The organism is uncultured Campylobacter sp., from assembly GCF_937959485.1.
Lineage (GTDB): Bacteria > Campylobacterota > Campylobacteria > Campylobacterales > Campylobacteraceae > Campylobacter_B.
In genome coordinates, this window is record NZ_CALGPY010000004.1 from 208,798 (window position 1) to 227,864 (window position 19,067).

Genomic DNA, 19,067 nt, shown 5'->3' on the forward strand with positions numbered 1-19,067 from the left:
AAATTTAAGTACCCAGGACGTAGGTACGCGATCCGCAGCGGTTCAAACTTCAAGCCAAGCAGAGAGCGCGCAAGCCGCGACTACCCAAACTTTGAGCGCACAAGCTACGGGAGTGCAGCCTACGTGTAATCAAACCGAAAATCTTCAGACGGTAGTAGCCGCGCGGATCGTAACCGCAGAGCCTACGATCGCTCAGACTGCAAGCGCCGCCGAGGCTGTTCAGGACGCGCTCGCCGCACCGATGAGCGCTTCGCGCGATTGTGCCGTGCAACCTACGCATTATCAAACTGAAATTATCCAGATTGCAGCCGCTAAAGCTACGACCGCCATACCTACAATCGCTCAAATTGCAAGCGACGCTGGAACTATACATGCCGCCAAGACCGCTCGGGCCGCAGCCGTCGCAGAGATGAGCGGAGCTGAAATTTTACGCACGCTTAAATTTGTCGAAATTCTAAACTACTTGCAAAAGCTAAGCACGAAAAAAACGAGCTTCCCTGCGCAAATTTACCCGCTGAGTGACATTTCGGACTGGCTCGCTTCGCTGCCTTTTGAGCCTACGCGCGATCAGCTAGCCGCGATAAAGGACATTGCTAGCGATCTGCAAAGCCCTCTGGCGCGCCGCCGCGTCGTCATGGGCGACGTAGGCAGCGGCAAGACGCTCGTCATCCTCGCGAGCGCGGCGATGAACTATCCGCGCATCAGCTACCTGATGGCGCCTACGAGCATCCTAGCCGAGCAGATTTACGCCGAGGCGCGCCGTTTGCTGCCGCCGCAGATCAAAGTCCTGCTCGTAAAAAGCGGCGATCGCGAGCCCGATTTCGCAGGCGCGCACCTTATCATCGGCACTCACGCCCTGCTCTACCACGAGCTCGCGCCGTCAAATCTCATAATGGTCGATGAGCAGCACCGCTTCGGCTCGAATCAGCGCGAAAAGATCGCGCGCCTCACCGAAAACGGCGAGTTTCGCGCGCATTTCATTCAGTTTAGCGCCACGCCGATACCGCGCACGCTAAGCATGATCCAGTCCGAGCTCGTGAGCTTTAGCTTTTTAAAACAGCTACCGTTTGAAAAGCAGATCAAAACCAAAATTTTGCAAAACGACGGATTTGCGGGCTTTATGCAGGATCTGCGCCGCGAGCTCGCTGCGGGCAATCAAGCGATCATCGTCTATCCGCTCGTGCAGCAAAGCGAAAGCTCGGTCTATCAAAGCCTTGAAGAGGCGACGCCGTTTTGGAAGGCTCAGTTTGCGGACGTGATGATCACTCACGGCAGCGACAAGGACAAGGAGGATGTCCTGCGCCGCTTCCGCGACGAGGGGCGGCTGCTGATAACTACGACGATCGTCGAAGTGGGTATCTCGCTGCCGCGACTTAGCGTCATTTTAATCGTGGGTGCCGAGCGGATGGGGCTTGCGTCGCTTCATCAGCTGCGCGGACGCGTCGGGCGCAAAGGTCAGGCGGGGCGCTGCTACCTCTACACCAAGCTCAAATCCCCGCCGCAGCGCCTGCGCGAGTTCGCAGCGACGCTGGACGGATTTAAGGTCGCAAATATCGATCTGAAAAACCGCCAAGGAGGCGATCTACTCGGCGGCTCGGTGCAGCACGGCGCGATGTTTGCGTGGTATGATTACGAAGAGGACGTGACGGCTGCGGCAAAACAGCGACTTAAAGACATAGGACGGGGTGCATGAAATTCTACGAGATGCGATAGAATTTAAACGTAATTTAGTCTCGGCAAAATTTTACGAAGCGAATGTGATTATGAGGTAATGGGCGATCTGATATAAAATTTGAAATTTCACGGCGCAGATTGCATCGGATAAAATTTAGAGCTTTACCAAGCGTCGTTTGCTTTTAATTTCTAAAATTTATGCAACTTAAAGTTCAAAAAAAAGGAGAGCAAAATGGCTTACGTGACCTACGACAAGGCAAAATGGCACTGGGGCGCGAAAAATGCGCCGACAGATATCCCGCAGGAAAACGGCGCGACGCACATCGCATTTTTCTTCCGCTGGTGCATAGAGCGCAAGCTCTATTCCAAGGACTTCGCGGCGGATTTCGCGGACGATATAGCAAAGATGGACGATAGCTTTGATTATCGCGGGTATTTCTTTGGCGCCATGGACGGCGTGCTAGGCAGCGAGGAGCTAAACACCGCGGGCAAGGCCTTTGCGAAGGCCTACTACACCACGGACCGCACGAAATTTGCCAAAACGCACGGCTGGTATTTGCAAGATTACGACGACTTCGTCGCGCGAAAATTCGGCGATAAGAACTTCGACAACGCCTATTTTTACATAGAAAACTCGCCGCAAAATTACGCCGAGATCAAAGAGATCATCGATCGCCGCTACGAGGAATTCTTGAGCTTCAAAGCAGCGAAGTAGAAATTTTACCGCCGAGCTTAGCCGGTTTAAAATAGACGCCTAATCCGAAACGGCGTGCGATCGACAGTGCGGTAAAATTTAAAATTTTACGCAATGCGTTAAATTTTGCACAGTGCGTAAATTTCGGTGGCGCTTTAATTTTACATAGCATGCCGCGAGCCGACGCGACGCATCGCAAATTAAATTTTAAAATCCAACCGCTGCGCAGCGCGCGATATATTAAACCTAACGGCGCGCTGTTTTTATAAGCCTGGCGCTTGTATTTGCAAACTCTCAGCACGCAATATTAGAAGCCGCCCGCCGATCGTCGCGCCGTAAATTTTATAAACGGCGATCGTTTAAAACAATTCTCAAAGATCGCGCAATCCGCATTTTAAGATAAATTTGAAATTTTAAAATCATCGCGGCGCGCGATGCAAATAAGTAAAACCGACATAAAACCGCGAGCGGCAGGGCTTAAAATTTAGGAAAATTTAACTATAATCGCCGCAAAAATTTGAAAATTTTAAAATTTCACAAAGGATTTCATAGATGATCAAGGCACTCCGCGGTATGAACGATATTTCAGGCGAGCAGGCGCGCATCTACTCGCAAATTTTAAACGTGTGCGAGCGCGTGGCGCGCAATTACGGCTTTTGTCTCATCGAAACGCCCAAGCTCGAACAGACCGCGCTATTTCGCCGAAGCGTCGGCGAGAGCAGCGACATCGTCGGCAAAGAGATGTATGAGTTTAGCGACAAAAGCGGAGATAGCGTCTGCCTGCGCCCCGAAGGTACCGCAGGCGTCGTGCGCGCCTTTATCGAAAAAAAGCTAGACCGTAGCGGCGGCGTGCATAAATTTTATTATCAAGGCTCGATGTTTCGCTACGAGCGCCCGCAAAAGGGGCGCCTGCGCGAGTTTCATCAATTCGGCGTCGAGTGCTTCGGGCAAAGTAGCGTCTATGAGGATGCGAGTGTGATTTTGATGTTAGCTCAAATTTTACGCGAGCTAAATGTCTCCGCAACGCTTAAAATCAACTCTTTAGGCGATGAGGAGTGCATGCCGGCATATAAAACCAAGCTCGTAAATTTCTTGCAAGATCGCAAAGACAGGCTCTGCGAGGACTGCCAAAGGCGCATCGACACCAATCCGATCCGCGTGCTGGACTGCAAAAACGAAAGCTGCCAGAAAATTTTAGCCGCTGCGCCGCTTATAACTGAAAATTTAAACGACGCTTGCGCCGCGGAATTTGCACAGCTGCAAAGAATTTTAACCCAAAACGGACAAAAATTTGAGATCGATGCGAAGCTCGTGCGCGGGCTTGATTACTACTGTAAAACCGCCTTCGAGTTCGTCTCAAGCGAGCTTGGCGCGCAAAGCGCCGTAGGCGGCGGCGGGCGCTACGATAGGCTCGTGGAGTTTTTAGGCGGTAGAAAGACGGCGGGCGTGGGCTTTGCGATCGGTATCGAGCGAATAGCCGAAATTTTAAAAACGCGCGAAAGCCCACAAGCGCGCGAGGGACTTTATATCGGCGCACTGGACGAGGCGTTCGTAAGCACGGCGTTTTCGTTTGCGCTAAAACTGCGAAAGTTTTGTAAAACTCAAATTTCATACGAGCCCAAGGCGCTTGCGAAGCATTTAAAGGCAGCCGACGGGGCGGAGGCGAAATTTTGCCTTTGCATCGGACAGGACGAGTTTGATCGCGCCGAAGTGTGGTGTAAAAATTTAGAGGATCAAACCACTTTTGCGATTAAATTTAAAGAGGTCGAAGCATTTTTTAAGGATAGAGCATGAGCGATTACGGACTAAATATTTGGGGGAATTCCAACTTCACGATAGACGGCGGCAAGCTATGCCTAAACTCCGATTTCAAGCAGCCTTTGGTGGATATCATAAAAGAGATACGCGCAGACGGCGTGCGAGGCCCGATACTGCTGCGCTTTCCGCACCTCATCAAAAAGCAGATCGTCGAAATTTACTCAAATTTTAACCGCGCTATTAAGGAGTTTGATTACAAGGGAAAATTCCACGCTGTCTATCCGCTCAAAGTAAATCAATTCCCGGGCTTCGTTAAAAATTTAGTCGATATCGGCGAGCCTTACGGATACGGACTCGAGGCCGGCAGCAAGCCCGAACTGCTGCTAGCGATGGCGTATAACAAATACGGCGCGCCAATTACCGTAAACGGTTTTAAAGATAAGGAGCTTATAAATATCGGCTTCATCGCCGCAGAGATGGGGCATAACGTGACGCTTACGATCGAGGGGCTAAATGAGCTTGAAACTATCATCGAAACGGCTAAGGAGCGCTTTGCGCCAAAGCCTTTCATCGGGCTACGCATCAGGCTGCACAACTCCGGAAGCGGACTGTGGGCAAAAAGCGGCGGGATAAATTCCAAATTCGGCCTTACCTCGACCGAGCTTATAGAGGCGATAAACTTGCTCAAGAAAAACGACCTCATCGAGCAGTTTACGATGATTCATTTTCATATCGGCTCGCAGATTACAGAGATCCACCCGCTCAAAAAGGCTCTCATAGAGGCGGGCAATATCTACACCGAGCTTCGCAAAATGGGTGCGAAAAATTTAAAATCCATAAATTTAGGCGGAGGGCTCGCTATCGAATACTCCCAAGCCAAAGAAAGCTCCAGCCGCAACTATACGCTAAAAGAATACGCCAACGACGTGGTCTTCCTGCTAAAATCGATCGCAGAGGATAAAAAAGAGGCCGAGCCCGATATCTTTATCGAGAGCGGCAGATACGTAGCCGCCAGCCACGCTGTGCTAGTAGCGCCGATTTTGGAGCTTTTTACCCAAGAATACGCCGAAGAGAAGCTCGCCCTAAAAAAGGATAATCCGCCGGTAGTCGCCGAGCTATACGATCTGTATAAAACTCTAAAGCCGTCCAACGCGCTAGAGTATCTGCACGACGCCATGTCGCATATGGAGAGCGTGCTTACCCTTTTTGATCTGGGATATGTCGATCTGATCGACCGCTCAAACGGCGAAATTTTGGTTCATCTAATAATGCGAAAGGCGTATGGAATTTTAGGCAACAAGCAAGAATATAGTAATTTCTTAAACTCCCTAGGCAACGCTCAAGAGCGCTATTTGGTAAATTTCTCGATCTTTCAAAGCCTGCCAGATTTTTGGGGCATCAAGCAGCACTTCCCGATCATGCCGCTAGAGAGGCTGGATGAGCGCGCCACGCTATCGGCGTCGATCTGGGATATCACCTGCGATAGCGACGGAGAGATAGAATTCGACAGCCAAAAAAATCCGCTATTTCTGCACGACGTAGATCCCGAAGAGGAGGAGTACTTTTTGGGCTTTTTTCTTGTCGGTGCCTATCAGGAGGTGCTTGGCATGAGCCACAACCTCTTTGCACACCCCACCGAAGCGACCGTGATCTTGCGCGATGACGGCGGCTTTGAGATCAAGGACTTTATCGAATCTCAATCGGTCATCGACATCTTGGAGGATATGGACTACGACGTAGTAGATATCCGCGAAAGCCTAAACGAGCGCGTCGAAAAATCAAATCTTATCGGAGATAAAGAGAAAAAGCATATCCTGGGCGAACTATATCTATTTTTAAACGACAATAGCTACTTAAAGACGATCAAATGAGTTTTTGGCAAATTTTAAAACAGGACTTCACCGAGCCCTTGCGCCAAGACCCCGCATGCAACAGCGTATTTGAGATATTTTTCTGCTATCCCGGTGTCTGGGCGCTAATAAATTACCGCTTCGCGCATTTTTTCTACGAGCGAGGTTTTAAGCTCATTGCTCGCGCGATCAGCGGACTTAGCCGCATAATCACCGCCGTAGATATAAACCCGGGCGCACGTATCGGCTCGGGCGTGTTTTTCGACCACGCCACGGGGCTTGTCATCGGAGAAACGGCGATCATCGGCGATAACTGTCTGATCTATCAGGGCGTCACTCTCGGCGGCGTGAGCTTAGAGCACGGCAAGCGCCATCCGACGCTGCAAAACGGCGTCGTAGTTGGTGCAGGAGCTAAAGTATTAGGTAACATCACCATCGGCGAAAATTCCAAAATCGGCGCAAATTCCGTCGTCGTAAAGGACATCGCGCCAAACTGCACCGCCGTAGGCGTGCCTGCTAGAATTTTAGGCGGCTGCGAGAGCGATCCTTTAGCGCATAATAAAATTCCTGATATCAGCCAGGAGCTTATCAAATATCTCATCAAGCGTATCGAAATTTTGGAAGAGTGCATCTGTAGCGGCAGAAAAGATATCGCCGCAATGGACGAGGATCTAAATAAATTCTACGAAGAGTATCTGAAATCATTAAAATAAAGGGTTAAAGTGAAAAAAGCTCTATTTTTTACGATTTGTGCAATTTTATCGGCAAGCGGCAGCGATGCTAATAGCGCGAAAAATTCTGCAAACGACGCCGGAATAAATTTAGTAAAAAGCCTGTATAGCAAAAATGTATATTTCGGCGATCGCAAAAATATCCTATCGGCTTCTTTCAAATCCGCGCTTATGCAGGATGAAGCATCTGCTGGCGAAGGCGAGGTAGGCTGCTTGGACTACGATCCTGTGATTGCGGGCCAGGATGTCTGCGACGATGCGAAATATGATTTCGAGCTAGGGCGGCGCGACACCGTCGTAGTAACTCAGACCTGCCCCTACGGCACGCAGACGATAATCTACAAACTCATCCGTAGCGGAGGCGATTATAAAATCGACGATATCTACAACCAAAACCCGAACGATAGCAGGGCTTTTAGCGTCAAAAATCAAATTTTAAATTGTCTAAACCAATCCAAGGAGCATCAATGAAATTAACACTTTCAAGTCGCGTAAGCAAGCTCGGTGAAAGCCTAACGATCGCAATCAGCACCAAAGCCAAACAGATGAAAGCCCAGGGGCAAGACGTCGTGATCCTAAGTGCGGGCGAGCCCGATTTTGATACCGCAGAGGTCGCCAAAAGGGCTGTCATAGAAGCTATGGCTAAGGGCTGCGGAAAATATACGCCTGTTGCCGGCACGCCTGAAATTTTAAATTTAATCGCGCAGAAGCTAAAGCGCGACAACGGCCTAAATTACAGGCCCGATCAGATCATCACCAACGTCGGCGCCAAACACTCGCTATTTAACGCCTTTAACTGCATCTTAAACGAAGGCGATGAGGTTATAATACCGGCGCCTTATTGGGTCACCTACCCCGAAATTGTAAAATTCTGCGGCAGCAAGCCCGTCATCGTAGACACCAAGGCGGAAAACCGATACAAAATCACCGCCTCGCAGCTCAAAGCCGCGATCACGCCGCGCACGAAGGCGCTGTGCCTTTTCAACCCGAGTAACCCCGCAGGCGCCGTATATTCGCGCCAGGAGCTACAAGAGCTTGCGGAAGTGCTAAAGGGCACGGATATTTTAGTAATTGCCGATGAAATTTACGAAAAAATCGTCTTCGGCAAGAGTTTCATAGCCGCAGCAAGCATCAGTGAGGATATGTTCGAGCGCACCGTGACGATCAACGGGCTAAGCAAATGCGGCGCGATGCCCGGCTGGCGCTTCGGATACACCGCCTGTGCGATCGATGAGCTAAATAAGGCGATGATCAGCCTGCAAAGCCAAAGCGTCAGCAACGTAGCTAGCATCGTCCAGGCAGGCGCTATGCCGGTGCTGCGCGGCGAGGCGGACGATTATATCGAAGAGATGAGGCGCGAATACGAGCGCAGGCGCGATTTTAGCACGGACGCGATAAGCGCGATCCCAGGGCTTAGTGTCGTAAAACCAGATGGCGCATTTTATTTCTTCATAGATTGCTCCCAGGTAGAACCCGATAGTATGAAATTTTGCATGCAACTGCTAGATAAAGGGCTCGTAGCCACGGTGCCAGGAAGCGGATTTGGCATGGATGGGCACTTCCGCATAAGCTTTGCGTGCTCTATGGAAAATCTAAAACGCGGCTTTGAGCGCATAGAAAAATTCGTAAAAAATTACCACAGATAGGCATGCCAGCGAAATTTTGATCTAAATTTTAACGCAGCTCGCCGCAGTAATGGATTTTGAGACAAATTTGACTCGACGATACGGCGAATTTTGTGTAAATTTTGCGCGGCGCGACGACGAAATTTTGACCGTAAATTTAGTGCGCACGACGGCGAAATTTAAAACAAATCTAGTGCGGTGCAACTCGGCGGCAAAATTTAATGTAGATCCTGTCGGGCGTAGTACGGCGCGACGGTAGAATTTTAACGTAATCCCGCGCGGCGCGGCAGTAGAGCTTAATGCTGATCTGACGCGATGCGGCTCCGCACGATACGGCTTAGCGACGGAATTTATACGACCGCCGGGCGCGGCTAAATTTTGTGCCGCCCGACACGGCTTGGAATTTTTAGAATTTAATGCGGCGGCTCGGTGCGGTTAAATTTCGCGCCGTTTTAATTTAAGAGCATTTAAAATTTCATGCCGTTTTATTTAGGGCGTTAGAATTTCATATTGCCGCATTACGGCGCCTGCCGCGCGAAATTTTATCTCGGCGGCGATAATTCTAACGCGGATACGGTCCTGCGCGGCGCACAGGCAGATCCGGCCGCCAAAGCCCAAATCCGCTTAAATTTAAAATTTCAAGCCCACTCGGGTTAAATTTCAAACCTAGCGCCCGTTTAAGGCGCGTGCAGGGCGAACATAAATACGCGCGCCGCCTAAACGGCGCATAGACGAGACGATCCGCCTCGCCCTATCGCGCCGGCAGACTTAGATAATTTCAAATGCGGCGGCGATCCTGCTGTGATGCACCGCGACATGCTTTTGCAAATCTCGCGCTGAAATACCAATTTGCGACTTGTATTTCGGCGGCATGCCGCGACACGTTTTTGCGAACGTCTCGTTTGTGGCGGAGTAGCAGGGCGGCACGGATCAAATATACCGCGGTCGCGAATGAGCGAAATTGCCCGTCTAAATTTTACCCGTTCGCTTCTCGCAAGTGCTTGCATGCACTCCGCATTTTATACGCGGTGCGACGCCGCATCCACGACGCAAAAATACAGAGGCGCACAAATAAAGCGATCCGTGTGCGCGATAAAAAATACAGAGGCGCGGCAAGCGTGCCAAGCGGCGCGAACGAAACGAGCGGCGGGAGTGAGGCAATCTTTTAAATTTTACTCTCGCAAGCCTTAAAAAAATCCACTGCGTCACGGCTCGACTTCTTTTTCTGCGTAGCTCGCCGCACTGCCAAAATTTATCGCATGACGAAATCAAGTAGTTTAATCGCGCAGGTTCTGCCAAAATCGCCCGCTCAAATTTTAAAAAATCTCGCCATTTACTTTAAATTTTATCGCTAGGGCGCGCAAAATTTGCGTCAAATTTCATCGTCTCGCTAAGTTAAAATTTCGGCTCCTTTAAAATTTTCCTCTGTGCGAGCTCTCGGAATTTCTCCTTTTTTTGAAATTTTAACGCACATTTAACTAAAAAATTCAATAATTTCAAATGTATATTTTACTTTTAAAGGAGAACATATGAGAAAAACCGCCCTTGTTTTAGCGCTTCCGCTCTTTTTTACGCCCGTTTTAGGCTTTGATGTAGCCAAACTCAACGCCAAAAAAGCCGTGCCGTACGAGCAAAAGACGCAGGAATTTAGGCTGCCCGTAGGCATCGACGAAAACGGCGTCATAGACGAGGCAAAGCTCGGCGACTCGCCTTATGCGAAGACCGTCATCTACGGCGCGAAGCTCATCAACGAGACGACGAGGTATCTCGGGCCGCAGGCAAAGGACGAAAAAATGCGCTTTGCGGGCAATAACCTCTCCTGTTCGAGCTGTCATACGAGCGGCGGCGTCGTGCCCGATCAAAGCCCGTTTGTTGGTATCTACGCGAGATTTCCGCAGTATGTCGCGAGATCGGATCAGTTAGTCACGCTGCAAGACCGCATAAATGGCTGTTTTCAGCGCTCTATGGCGGGCAAAGCGATCCCTACGAACTCCAAAGAGATGCGCGCGATGATCGCCTACATGCACTGGCTCTCCACAGGATATGAGGTCGGCGCAAAGCTAAAAGGCCAGGGGCTACCGAAAGCGCAGTTTTTAGACCGCGCGGCGGATCCTAAAAAAGGAGGCGAAATTTATGCCGCAAAATGCGCCGCCTGCCACGGCGAAAACGGCGAAGGGATAAAAAACGATGGGTTTGCTCAAAGCGGCGATTACTACACATTCCCCGCGCTTTGGGGCGATGACAGCTACAATACGGGCGCCGGTATGTATAGGCTCATCGAAGGAGCGAGGTATGTCAAAGCCACTATGCCTAAAGGAGACGCCTCGCTAAGCTGGGAGGAAGCTTTCGACGTGACGGCGTATATAAACTCAAAACCGCGCAAAATCAAACCCGATAGAGAGAAAGATTTCCCAGACCTAGACGTCAAGCAGATGGATATGGACGTGGGGCCCTACAACGACGGATTTGACGAGAACGATCACCGCTTCGGCCCATACAAGCGCATGATCAAAAAATAAAATCAAACGCCGTCCTCGCGGCGACGGAATTTTGACGTAAATTTGTCGCGGCTCGACGACGGAATTTAACGCAAACCTAGCGGCTGTGACTTTGCACAATACGGCTTAGCGACGGAATTTATACGACCGCTGGGCGCGGCTAATTTTATGCCGCCCGAGACGGCTCGGCTCGGAATTTTCAGAATTTAATCGCGGTTGCGGTAGCCAAACGCGGTTAAATTCCGAGCCGTCTTTTCAAGGGTAGCCAAATTCGCGCTGCTTCATTGGGGCGCGGATAAAATTTCACGCTGTTTTATTCAAATGCGTTTAAATTTCAAACCGCATGGACAAAAAGGGCGCTAAAATCACACTCGTTTTATTCAAATGCGTTTAAATTTTAAACCGCCGCATTACGACGCCTGCTGTGCCACGCACTGCTCGCGATTTAAAATTTCGCTTCGGAATTTTAAAATTTCATCGCACGACGCATCCGGATTTCGTCGCAAAAGCTCCGACGCAAACGCCGCCTGCGGCAGAGCTTTTAAAATTTCATCGTGAAATTTTAAAATTTTACGCCGAGGCTTTCAATCCTTGCGCTGCCTGCCTCTTGATACAGCCACGCTAAAAATTTAACCAAACACGACGAACAAGACGAGCGCAACGAACACAACCTACGCCGCAGAGCGACGCGCGACGAACCAAAAAGCGCGCGGCGCAGATCGTAAACGAGCTAAATTTTAAAATTTTACCGCGCCCGAGGCCTTGGTGCAAGCGCGATAAATTTTATGTTTTAGTGCGCCTTTGAGCCTGGGTCTATCAAATAAATTTTAAACGAAATTCTAACGCTACGGCGCTATTTTATATTTTTATAAAGACTATTTTAGTAAAATCAGAGCTTTATGAGCGAGATAAAAATTTTAATCACCGACGAGGATCTGCGCGCCCCGAGGCGGCTTTTGAGCAGGCGCGATAAGAAGCTGGCGTGCGCGCGAGCCCATCTGCGCGAGTTTCGCGTTTCGCGGGCGCTTAAGGCGCGCTTTAAAAAACGCGGCAAATTTTGCATCTCGCACAAAAGCGAGGATGACAAAACGATCGTCGCCGTGGGTTTTGCAAGGCAAAAATTCGGACTCGATCTTGAAATTTTAAAACCGCGGAATTTTGCCGCGGCGAGCGAGTTTTGTTTCAACGACTTTGAGCGCGAGCTTTTAGCGGCGGCAGACGAAGGCGAAAAGACGCTCGTTTTTTATAAAATTTACACGATCAAAGAGGCGCTGATTAAGGCGCGAAGCCTGGGTTTTTACGCGCTTGCTCGCGTGGGGCTGGCGCGCGGCGCAGATGGAGAGGCTTTGGCGCTTGATGAGCGCGGCAGGGCGTGGCCATACAAGAGCTATATTTTGGAGGGCGAGATTTTGATTTCGCTCGTTTTTAGGGAGAATTTTTGAGACCTGTTTATCGTTTTTACGCTATTTCTAAAACGGCTTTCATTCTGCTTTGCGCCGCGTTTTTTATAAGCGGATGCGCGCGCAAGGCGTCTGAGCAAATAGCGGAATTTAGCCAAAAGCAGTTCATCCTGACGGACGAGCTCGGCGTAAAAAGCAGAGCCCTAATCTCAAAAATTTCGCCCGCAAGCGGCGAAGAGGGCCGCTACAAGCTCGTCTGGCTCGATATGCTAGGCGCGCCGATCGCACGTAAAATTTTATCGATCAAAGGCGGCGAGGCGAAATTTCGCAACGACGGCTTCCTGCCGCCCGATTCGCAAAGCGAGCGAGTATTTTTAGCCCTGCTTGAGAATGCGAATAAAGCGAATTTCACCATAAGCGCAAAGGGGCGCCGATATGACGCAGTATCTAAGTAGCCCCGGACTCATCTGCGCGGGCGCAAACAGCGCCGCAGAGCTTTTTGGCGCGCTGTGCGAAAAAAGATCCGCGCTGCGAAAGCTTAGCGTCTGCGGTAAAAATTTCATCTTTGGGCGCGTGGATACGGCGCTACCGAGGATCAAAGATCGCGCCTACGCCACGCGCACGAACGCCCTGGCGCTTTACGCCTGCCTCGGCGTGCAAGGACAGATCAAGCAAGCCGTGCAAAAATTCGGCGCGCACCGCGTAGGAGTGGTATTTGCGACCACCAACACCGGCGTGCAGGAAAACTATGCGGAATTTTTCGCTTGCGGCAAAGACGCGGGAAATTTTATCTCGCAAGACGGCGAAAATCCCGCGCCGCGCAGTGAAATTTCCACTGTAAACGGCGAAAATTGCGCCAAAATTTCAAAAGCCGCAAACGATAAATTTAAAAACTTCTGCTTCGAGCGCAACTCTCACGCAAACCCCGCAAATTTTATCCGCGAACGCTTCGGACTAAAATCCGTCGCGATCGGAGTTTCTAGCGCCTGCACCAGCGGAAACAAAGCTCTGATCGAAGCTTCGCGCCTCATCTACGCGGGACTTTGCGACGCGGTCGTATTCGGCGGCGCCGACGCACTCGACGAGCTCACGCTGCAGGGCTTTAGCGCGCTTGAAATTTTAAGCGAGCAGCCGCTAAAGCCGTTCTCAGAGGCGCGTGCGGGCACAAATCTGGGCGAGGGAGCCTGCGCATTCGTGCTTTCGCGCGAGCGCATAAGCGACGTCGCGCTTTTGGCTCACGCCGCAAACTCCGACGCCTACCACATCACCAAGCCCGATCCTAGCGCACGAATGCAGATCAAAGCAATCAAAACCGCGCTAAAATCGGCGCAGCTGCAAAGCGTGGACTACGTAAATCTGCACGGCACCGGCACTGCGGCTAACGACGCGATGGAGGCCTTGGCTATGAGCGCCGCCCTACCCTTAGCACCCGCGAGCTCGTCAAAATGGGCGACCGGACACACTCTGGGCGCTGCAGGGGCGATCGAGCTTGCCGTGTGCTACGAGGCGATCAGACAGGGCGTAATTCCGCCGAATTTTACGAACGATAAAATTTGGGGCGGTTCGGAGGCTGAAATTTTTCGTGGCGCGCAGGCGCGGCACAGCGAGCGAAACGATGAAATTTTAAACGCCGCGAACGATCAAATTTTATGCAGCTCGGGCGATGAAATTCTGCAAAACGCGCAGGGTGAAATTTCAAAAAGCGGCGCGGATAAAATTTTGGCTGCGTCTAAAGCTTTGCAAGGCGCGGGCGATAAAATTTTAAAAGACGCTGCGGATCAAGCTTCGCAAACTAGCGAAATTCCGGCCGCGCTGTCTAAATTTAATCTCGCATGCGAAGCCAAAAAAGCGCGCGTAGATACCGCGATGAATCTAAACTTTGCTTTCGGCGGAGACAACGCCATAACCATAATAGGACGCGTATGAAAGCCTCTAGTATCCTACCGCAGAGCGGATATATGGTCTTCGTAGATGAAATTTTAGAGATTAGCGACGGATATGCGAGCTGTGCGTTTAGAGTGAGAGAGGACTCGCCGTTTACCGAAAACGGAGAGCTCGGCAGCTACGCATACATGGAGATCATGGCGCAGTGCATAGGCGCCTATTCGGGTCACCGAAACGGCGGCGAGGCAAGGCTCGGGTTTTTGCTGGGCGTGCGGAACCTGGATATTTCGCGCGCAAGCCTGAAGGCGGGCGAGTGCGTGATCGCGACGGCGAGGCAGAGCGTAAGCGACGGCGATGGGCTGTATATCTTCGACTGCGAGATCCGCTGCGGCGACGAACATATCGCAAGTGCCACGCTAAGCGTGATGAACCCGAACGATGAAATGCTAAAGAGTATAAATGGCTAAGAGAATTTTAATTACCGGAGCAAGCGGCGGTATCGGCGAGGCGTGTGCGTTAAATTTAGCGCAAAAGGGCTACGGCTTGGCGTTAAACGGGCGCAACGAAGCAAAGCTAAAAGACGTAGCGAAGCGCTGCTTGGACGCGGGCGCGGCGGAAGTTCAAATTTTAAAATTTGACGTCGTAGATACCGCTGCGGCGCAGGAGCGTATCGAAGCAAACATAGAGGCAAACGGCGCATACTGGGGCATCGTGCTAAACGCGGGCATCACGCGGGATAACTCCTTCGTGTGGTTTGAGCGCGAGGATTGGCAAAGCGTGATAGATACGAATTTGGGCGGGTTTTACAACGTCATAAAGCCCGCGCTAATGCCGATGATCCGCGCCAAAAAGGGCGGGCGTATCGTGGTGATGAGCTCGGTTAGCGGAATTGCCGGCAACCGCGGCCAGAGCAACTACGCCGCCAGTAAAGGAGGCCTAATCGCCGCGGCAAAATCGCTGGCGATAGAACTTGCAAGCCGCAAGATCACGGTAAACGTCGTAGCTCCCGGGCTCATCAAAACGGCGATGAGCGAGGGCATAAACGAAGTCGCCAGCGAGCAAATTTTAAGCGCGATCCCGCTGGGCCGTATCGGCGAGCCGAGCGAAGTGGCGCATTTGGTGGAGTTTTTGCTAAGCGAAAATTCCGCATACATCACAAAAGAGGTTATTAAAATAGACGGTGGATTATGTTAAATAGAGTAGTCATTACGGGTTTTGGCAACGTCTGTGCATTCGGGCAGGACTGGGCGAGCATCAAGCAGAATTTGGCGCAGCAAAAAAGCGCCGTAGTTTATATGAGCGAATGGGATATCTTCGGCGAGGAGCTAAACACTAGGCTTGGCGCGCCGATACAAAACTACGCGCCGCCTACGCACTGGAGCCGCAAAGATACCCGCTCGATGGGCAAGGTAGCGATGCTTGGCGTCGATGCCGCAAACGAGGCTCTGGCGGATGCGGGTCTTTTGGAAGATGAGCGCATAAAGGACGGCCGTATGGGCGTCGCAGCGGGTAGCTGCAGCGGCGATGCAAAGGCTACGGGCGAGGTCATAGATATTTTGCATGGCAAGGATAGCACCTTCAACGCCAACTCCTACGTCAAGATGATGCCTCACACCGTCGCTGCAAATATCGCGATCCACTACGGGCTAAAAGGCAGGCTCATCCCCACGAGCTCTGCGTGCACGAGCGCATCTCAAGCGATCGGCTACTCCTACGAAGCGATAAAATTCGGCCTTGCGGATATGATGCTGGCAGGCGGCGCGGATGAACTACACCCAAGCCAGGCATTCGTATTTGATAAGCTCTACGCCACAAGCTGTAAAAACGACACCCCTGCCCTCAGCCCCGCGCCTTTTGATATGGCGCGCGACGGGCTGGTTTTGGGCGAAGGCGGCGCTATGTTTGTGCTAGAAAGCCTCGGGAGCGCACTTGCGCGCGGCGCTAAAATTTACGCCGAGATAGTGGGCTTCGGCACGACCTGCGACGGCACGCATATCACCCGCCCACAGAGTGAGACTATGCGCGCGGCGATGCAGCTGGCGCTCAAAGATGCCGCCATCTCGCCGGATCTCATCGGGCACGTAAACGCCCACGCCACGGCGACCAAGCAGGGCGACGTCGCGGAATCTACGGCGACGCATGAAATTTTCGGCTCGCAGACGCCCGTGAGCTCTTACAAGGGGTATTTGGGTCATACTTTGGGCGCGTGCGGAGCGCTGGAGAGCTTCATCTCGGTGATGATGATGAACGAGGGGCTGTTTTATCCAAATCTAAATTTACAAGCTATCGATCCGGAATGTGCGCCGCTTAGGTACCTCACGCAGCCGCAGGAGATAAAGACCGACTACGTCATGAATAATAACTTCGCTTTCGGCGGCGTAAACACCTCTTTGATTTTTAAAAAATTTATCAACTAAAGGAGAGAAAATGAAAAAATTTCTATTTTTCGCAGTTGCGACACTTTTCGTCACTAATGCGGCTTATGCCAAAAACGACATCGTGCGCTTCCCGATCGCCGCGGCACTCGCAGAGCCAGACGCCAAAGCCAAGCTTGATCCGAACATAAAATTCTACTTCGGTAACAAATCCGCAGGCAGAAAGATCACGCAGCAACTAAGCTCGAACAAAAAAACAAACAGCATCAATAAGACCGATCAAGCCGCATGCAACCGTGCGTTTTTATCGGCGCTGCTTAGCTTTCAAGATCGCGCTAAAAAAGAGGGCGGCAATAAGGTCGTCAATATCACGAGCTACTATTACAAAAACGTTTTCGTAAGCGACAAAGAGTTTGAATGCGGCGTAGGCACGATAATGAGCGGTGTCACGTTAAGAGGCTACATTGCAAAATGAACTAAGCTTCGGCATATCTTACGCAAGCGCGATAATTTCGGGCGAGCCGGCGGAGTTTTATAAAAATCTCGCCGCTTGCTCGGACGGGATTTCCGAAGTAAGCTTAGACGGAAATTCCGATTCTGTTTGCGATATGGATCAAAATTTTACGTATGATTTTACGTCAAATTATACGCAAGATTTTACAGATATTCCGAACTGCGAGCAAAATTTCATAAATTCCGCAAATTTTGCGGCCTGCGAGAATAACGAAAAAGCGGGGCGCGACCTTGCTACAGAAGGTTTTGATGAAAAATCTACCGAGTTCGGCTCGCAGCGGGGATTAAATTACAAAGCGGATGCATCTAAATTTAATCCCTCGTGCACTTTTGATTGCAGTGATCAGAAACCCGCGGAGCTTTATAAAAATTTCGCCGCGTGCGAGGGCGAGGCTTTACAAAACAGCTCCGTAGGAAATTTAAAAATTTCTGCTCACGCCCGCTTAAAAGATGAAATTTTAGCGCTCGAAGCTTTAAAGAAAAAGCCGTCTCTTGCGCACATCCCGCCGTTGCAACGCCGCCGTTTGGGGCTCGGGGCAAAGCTTTGTATCTCGCTTTTAGGAGAAATTTCGCAAAATGCGCCGCAGAGCTTAGCCGAGGAGGATTCCTTAAATTCTACGTCGCAAGATTTAGATGCGAATAAAAGCCGAGCCGCCGCACAAAACCTGTCGCCGCAGGATTTTTCAAGCGAAAATTCTTTAAATTTTATGCCGCAAAATTTAAATTCGACGCTGCAGGATTTTTCAAATGAAAATTCCTTAAATTCGGCAAGGCAAAATTTCAAAACAGACGATAATGCCGCGACGAAGCACGAAGAGATGCCGCTTGTTTTTTGCTCGCGCCTTGGCGAGATCAACCGCTGTTTTAGCCTGCTCGGCTCGATGGAGGAAAGCGTCTCGCCTTCGAGCTTTTGCGTCAGCGTACTCAACGCGATTGCGGCGCAAAATGCTATTTTTACGCAAAATCACGCCGAAATTTCGACGATCTCCGCAGCCTGCGCGCTCGAAAACGGCGCAATAATCGCCACTGCGAGGCTGAAAGAAGGCGCGGAAAATTCCGGCTCCGCGCAGGACGCGAACGAAGCAAGCAAGGGCGGCGAATGCAAATCGGATAACGATAAAATCGCCCTGCTCTGCTATTTTGAGGAGGCAAACAACGACTATCTGAAGCGCTGCGACTTCGCCTGCGCCCTACTTCTGGTGCTTCAGCGCGGAGATGACGTGCAGATCGAAATTTCGCCGCACGTTGCAGACGCGACGACACAGAGCCTAGAAGCACAAAATCCGAAACCGCGAGCCGAGAATGAAATTTTACGAAGCTTTAAAGAGGGCGGCGAGATCCCGCTAGATACCGCGGTGGAATTTTTGGCTAAAATCCTCTCCGGCAAGCGCGAATGGCACAGCAGCGACGGGGTTTTGGACTATCTTTGGCGCGTCAAAGATCCCGCTAAAATCGCAGCTTTTTTAAGGCAAAATCGTGAGCGTTAAAATAGCAAAATTTCATCGCATGAGCAGACGCGGCGAGACGAGCAATTTTAATCAAAATCCCGGGCTACACGGAGCCGCAACGGCGCGAACGACGAGCTTTAAATTTAGCCGCTCCGTCAGGCTCAGATATGGTGAAGGTTTTAAATTTAACCGCGCTATCAAACACGAGCTCGGCCAAACGGCGCATCTTAAAAGCACGCCGAAAGGGCGCGCGCCATACGCCCCCAAATCGCGTTGCAATGAGGTGCGCTGCGAAGGTGCGCCGCCTAGGCATACGCAACGAATCCAAAAAAATCTGCCTAAACGGTGCGAGCTACGGGCTATAAAAATTTTACCGCAGCGGCGCGTGGAAGACGCCGTAAAATTCCGCTACAAAGACAGATGCGGCGAGCTAAAACGGTATGCGCAGCAGGCTGTAAATTTCATAAATTTAGCAGATCAAAGCTTGGGCTACGAGTTTAAATTTAGCCGCGCGATGAATAGAACAGCCGCTTGGGTAAGATGCATACGACAAGGCGGCTGCGATGAATTTTAAATTTAACAACGCCGCGAGCTGCAAATTTAATCAGACGGCGCGT

The 19,067-nt window shown here is 50.9% G+C and carries 16 protein-coding genes and 1 pseudogene; all 17 read left to right on the forward strand.

Annotated features, from left to right (window positions below):
- Nucleotides 1–406 precede the first annotated feature (406 nt).
- Nucleotides 407–1,693, forward strand: a pseudogene (recG, locus tag Q0380_RS01640) (ATP-dependent DNA helicase RecG); the annotation flags it as partial.
- A gap of 213 nt (nucleotides 1,694–1,906) precedes the next feature.
- Complete coding sequence (locus tag Q0380_RS01645) at nucleotides 1,907–2,389, forward strand: hypothetical protein (protein WP_298959357.1); 483 nt, start codon at nucleotides 1,907–1,909, stop codon at nucleotides 2,387–2,389.
- A gap of 531 nt (nucleotides 2,390–2,920) precedes the next feature.
- A complete protein-coding gene (gene hisS / locus Q0380_RS01650) occupies nucleotides 2,921–4,162 on the forward strand; it encodes a histidine--tRNA ligase (protein ID WP_298959359.1) in 1,242 nt (413 codons plus the stop codon).
- Nucleotides 4,159–5,997, forward strand: a complete 1,839-nt coding sequence (speA, locus tag Q0380_RS01655; protein WP_298959361.1) for a biosynthetic arginine decarboxylase — start codon at nucleotides 4,159–4,161, stop codon at nucleotides 5,995–5,997. Before hisS ends, speA begins: the two co-directional genes overlap by 4 nt.
- Nucleotides 5,994–6,689, forward strand: a complete 696-nt coding sequence (cysE, locus tag Q0380_RS01660) for a serine O-acetyltransferase (protein ID WP_298051497.1) — start codon at nucleotides 5,994–5,996, stop codon at nucleotides 6,687–6,689. The genes speA and cysE overlap by 4 nt, the downstream gene beginning before the upstream one ends.
- Before the next feature lie 9 nt (nucleotides 6,690–6,698).
- Nucleotides 6,699–7,178 (forward strand): hypothetical protein, encoded by a 480-nt coding sequence (locus Q0380_RS01665; RefSeq protein WP_298959364.1) that lies wholly within the window; start codon nucleotides 6,699–6,701, stop codon nucleotides 7,176–7,178.
- Complete coding sequence (locus tag Q0380_RS01670; protein ID WP_298051492.1) at nucleotides 7,175–8,353, forward strand: pyridoxal phosphate-dependent aminotransferase; 1,179 nt, start codon at nucleotides 7,175–7,177, stop codon at nucleotides 8,351–8,353. The genes Q0380_RS01665 and Q0380_RS01670 overlap by 4 nt, the downstream gene beginning before the upstream one ends.
- Before the next feature lie 1,508 nt (nucleotides 8,354–9,861).
- Entirely contained in the window at nucleotides 9,862–10,851 is a 990-nt protein-coding gene (locus Q0380_RS01675; RefSeq protein WP_298959367.1) for a c-type cytochrome, read from the forward strand.
- Between the two features lie 878 nt (nucleotides 10,852–11,729).
- Complete coding sequence (locus Q0380_RS01680) at nucleotides 11,730–12,272, forward strand: 4'-phosphopantetheinyl transferase superfamily protein (protein ID WP_298959369.1); 543 nt, start codon at nucleotides 11,730–11,732, stop codon at nucleotides 12,270–12,272.
- Nucleotides 12,269–12,685, forward strand: coding sequence for a hypothetical protein (locus Q0380_RS01685; RefSeq protein ID WP_298959372.1), 417 nt, complete (start codon nucleotides 12,269–12,271; stop codon nucleotides 12,683–12,685). Before Q0380_RS01680 ends, Q0380_RS01685 begins: the two co-directional genes overlap by 4 nt.
- Nucleotides 12,666–14,156, forward strand: coding sequence for a beta-ketoacyl synthase N-terminal-like domain-containing protein (locus tag Q0380_RS01690; protein ID WP_298959375.1), 1,491 nt, complete (start codon nucleotides 12,666–12,668; stop codon nucleotides 14,154–14,156). The genes Q0380_RS01685 and Q0380_RS01690 overlap by 20 nt, the downstream gene beginning before the upstream one ends.
- Entirely contained in the window at nucleotides 14,153–14,581 is a 429-nt protein-coding gene (locus tag Q0380_RS01695; protein WP_298959377.1) for a hypothetical protein, read from the forward strand. Before Q0380_RS01690 ends, Q0380_RS01695 begins: the two co-directional genes overlap by 4 nt.
- The gene (fabG, locus tag Q0380_RS01700; RefSeq protein WP_298959379.1) at nucleotides 14,574–15,308 is read left to right on the forward strand and encodes a 3-oxoacyl-ACP reductase FabG; all 735 of its coding nucleotides are present in this window, start codon (nucleotides 14,574–14,576) and stop codon (nucleotides 15,306–15,308) included. The genes Q0380_RS01695 and fabG overlap by 8 nt, the downstream gene beginning before the upstream one ends.
- Complete coding sequence (locus Q0380_RS01705; protein ID WP_298959382.1) at nucleotides 15,302–16,531, forward strand: beta-ketoacyl-ACP synthase; 1,230 nt, start codon at nucleotides 15,302–15,304, stop codon at nucleotides 16,529–16,531. Before fabG ends, Q0380_RS01705 begins: the two co-directional genes overlap by 7 nt.
- 10 nt (nucleotides 16,532–16,541) lie before the next feature.
- Nucleotides 16,542–16,964, forward strand: a complete 423-nt coding sequence (locus tag Q0380_RS01710; protein WP_298959385.1) for an excinuclease ABC subunit A — start codon at nucleotides 16,542–16,544, stop codon at nucleotides 16,962–16,964.
- The gene (locus tag Q0380_RS01715; protein WP_298959387.1) at nucleotides 16,954–18,489 is read left to right on the forward strand and encodes a beta-ketoacyl synthase chain length factor; all 1,536 of its coding nucleotides are present in this window, start codon (nucleotides 16,954–16,956) and stop codon (nucleotides 18,487–18,489) included. The genes Q0380_RS01710 and Q0380_RS01715 overlap by 11 nt, the downstream gene beginning before the upstream one ends.
- The gene (locus tag Q0380_RS01720) at nucleotides 18,479–19,024 is read left to right on the forward strand and encodes a hypothetical protein (protein ID WP_298959389.1); all 546 of its coding nucleotides are present in this window, start codon (nucleotides 18,479–18,481) and stop codon (nucleotides 19,022–19,024) included. Before Q0380_RS01715 ends, Q0380_RS01720 begins: the two co-directional genes overlap by 11 nt.
- Nucleotides 19,025–19,067 lie beyond the last annotated feature (43 nt).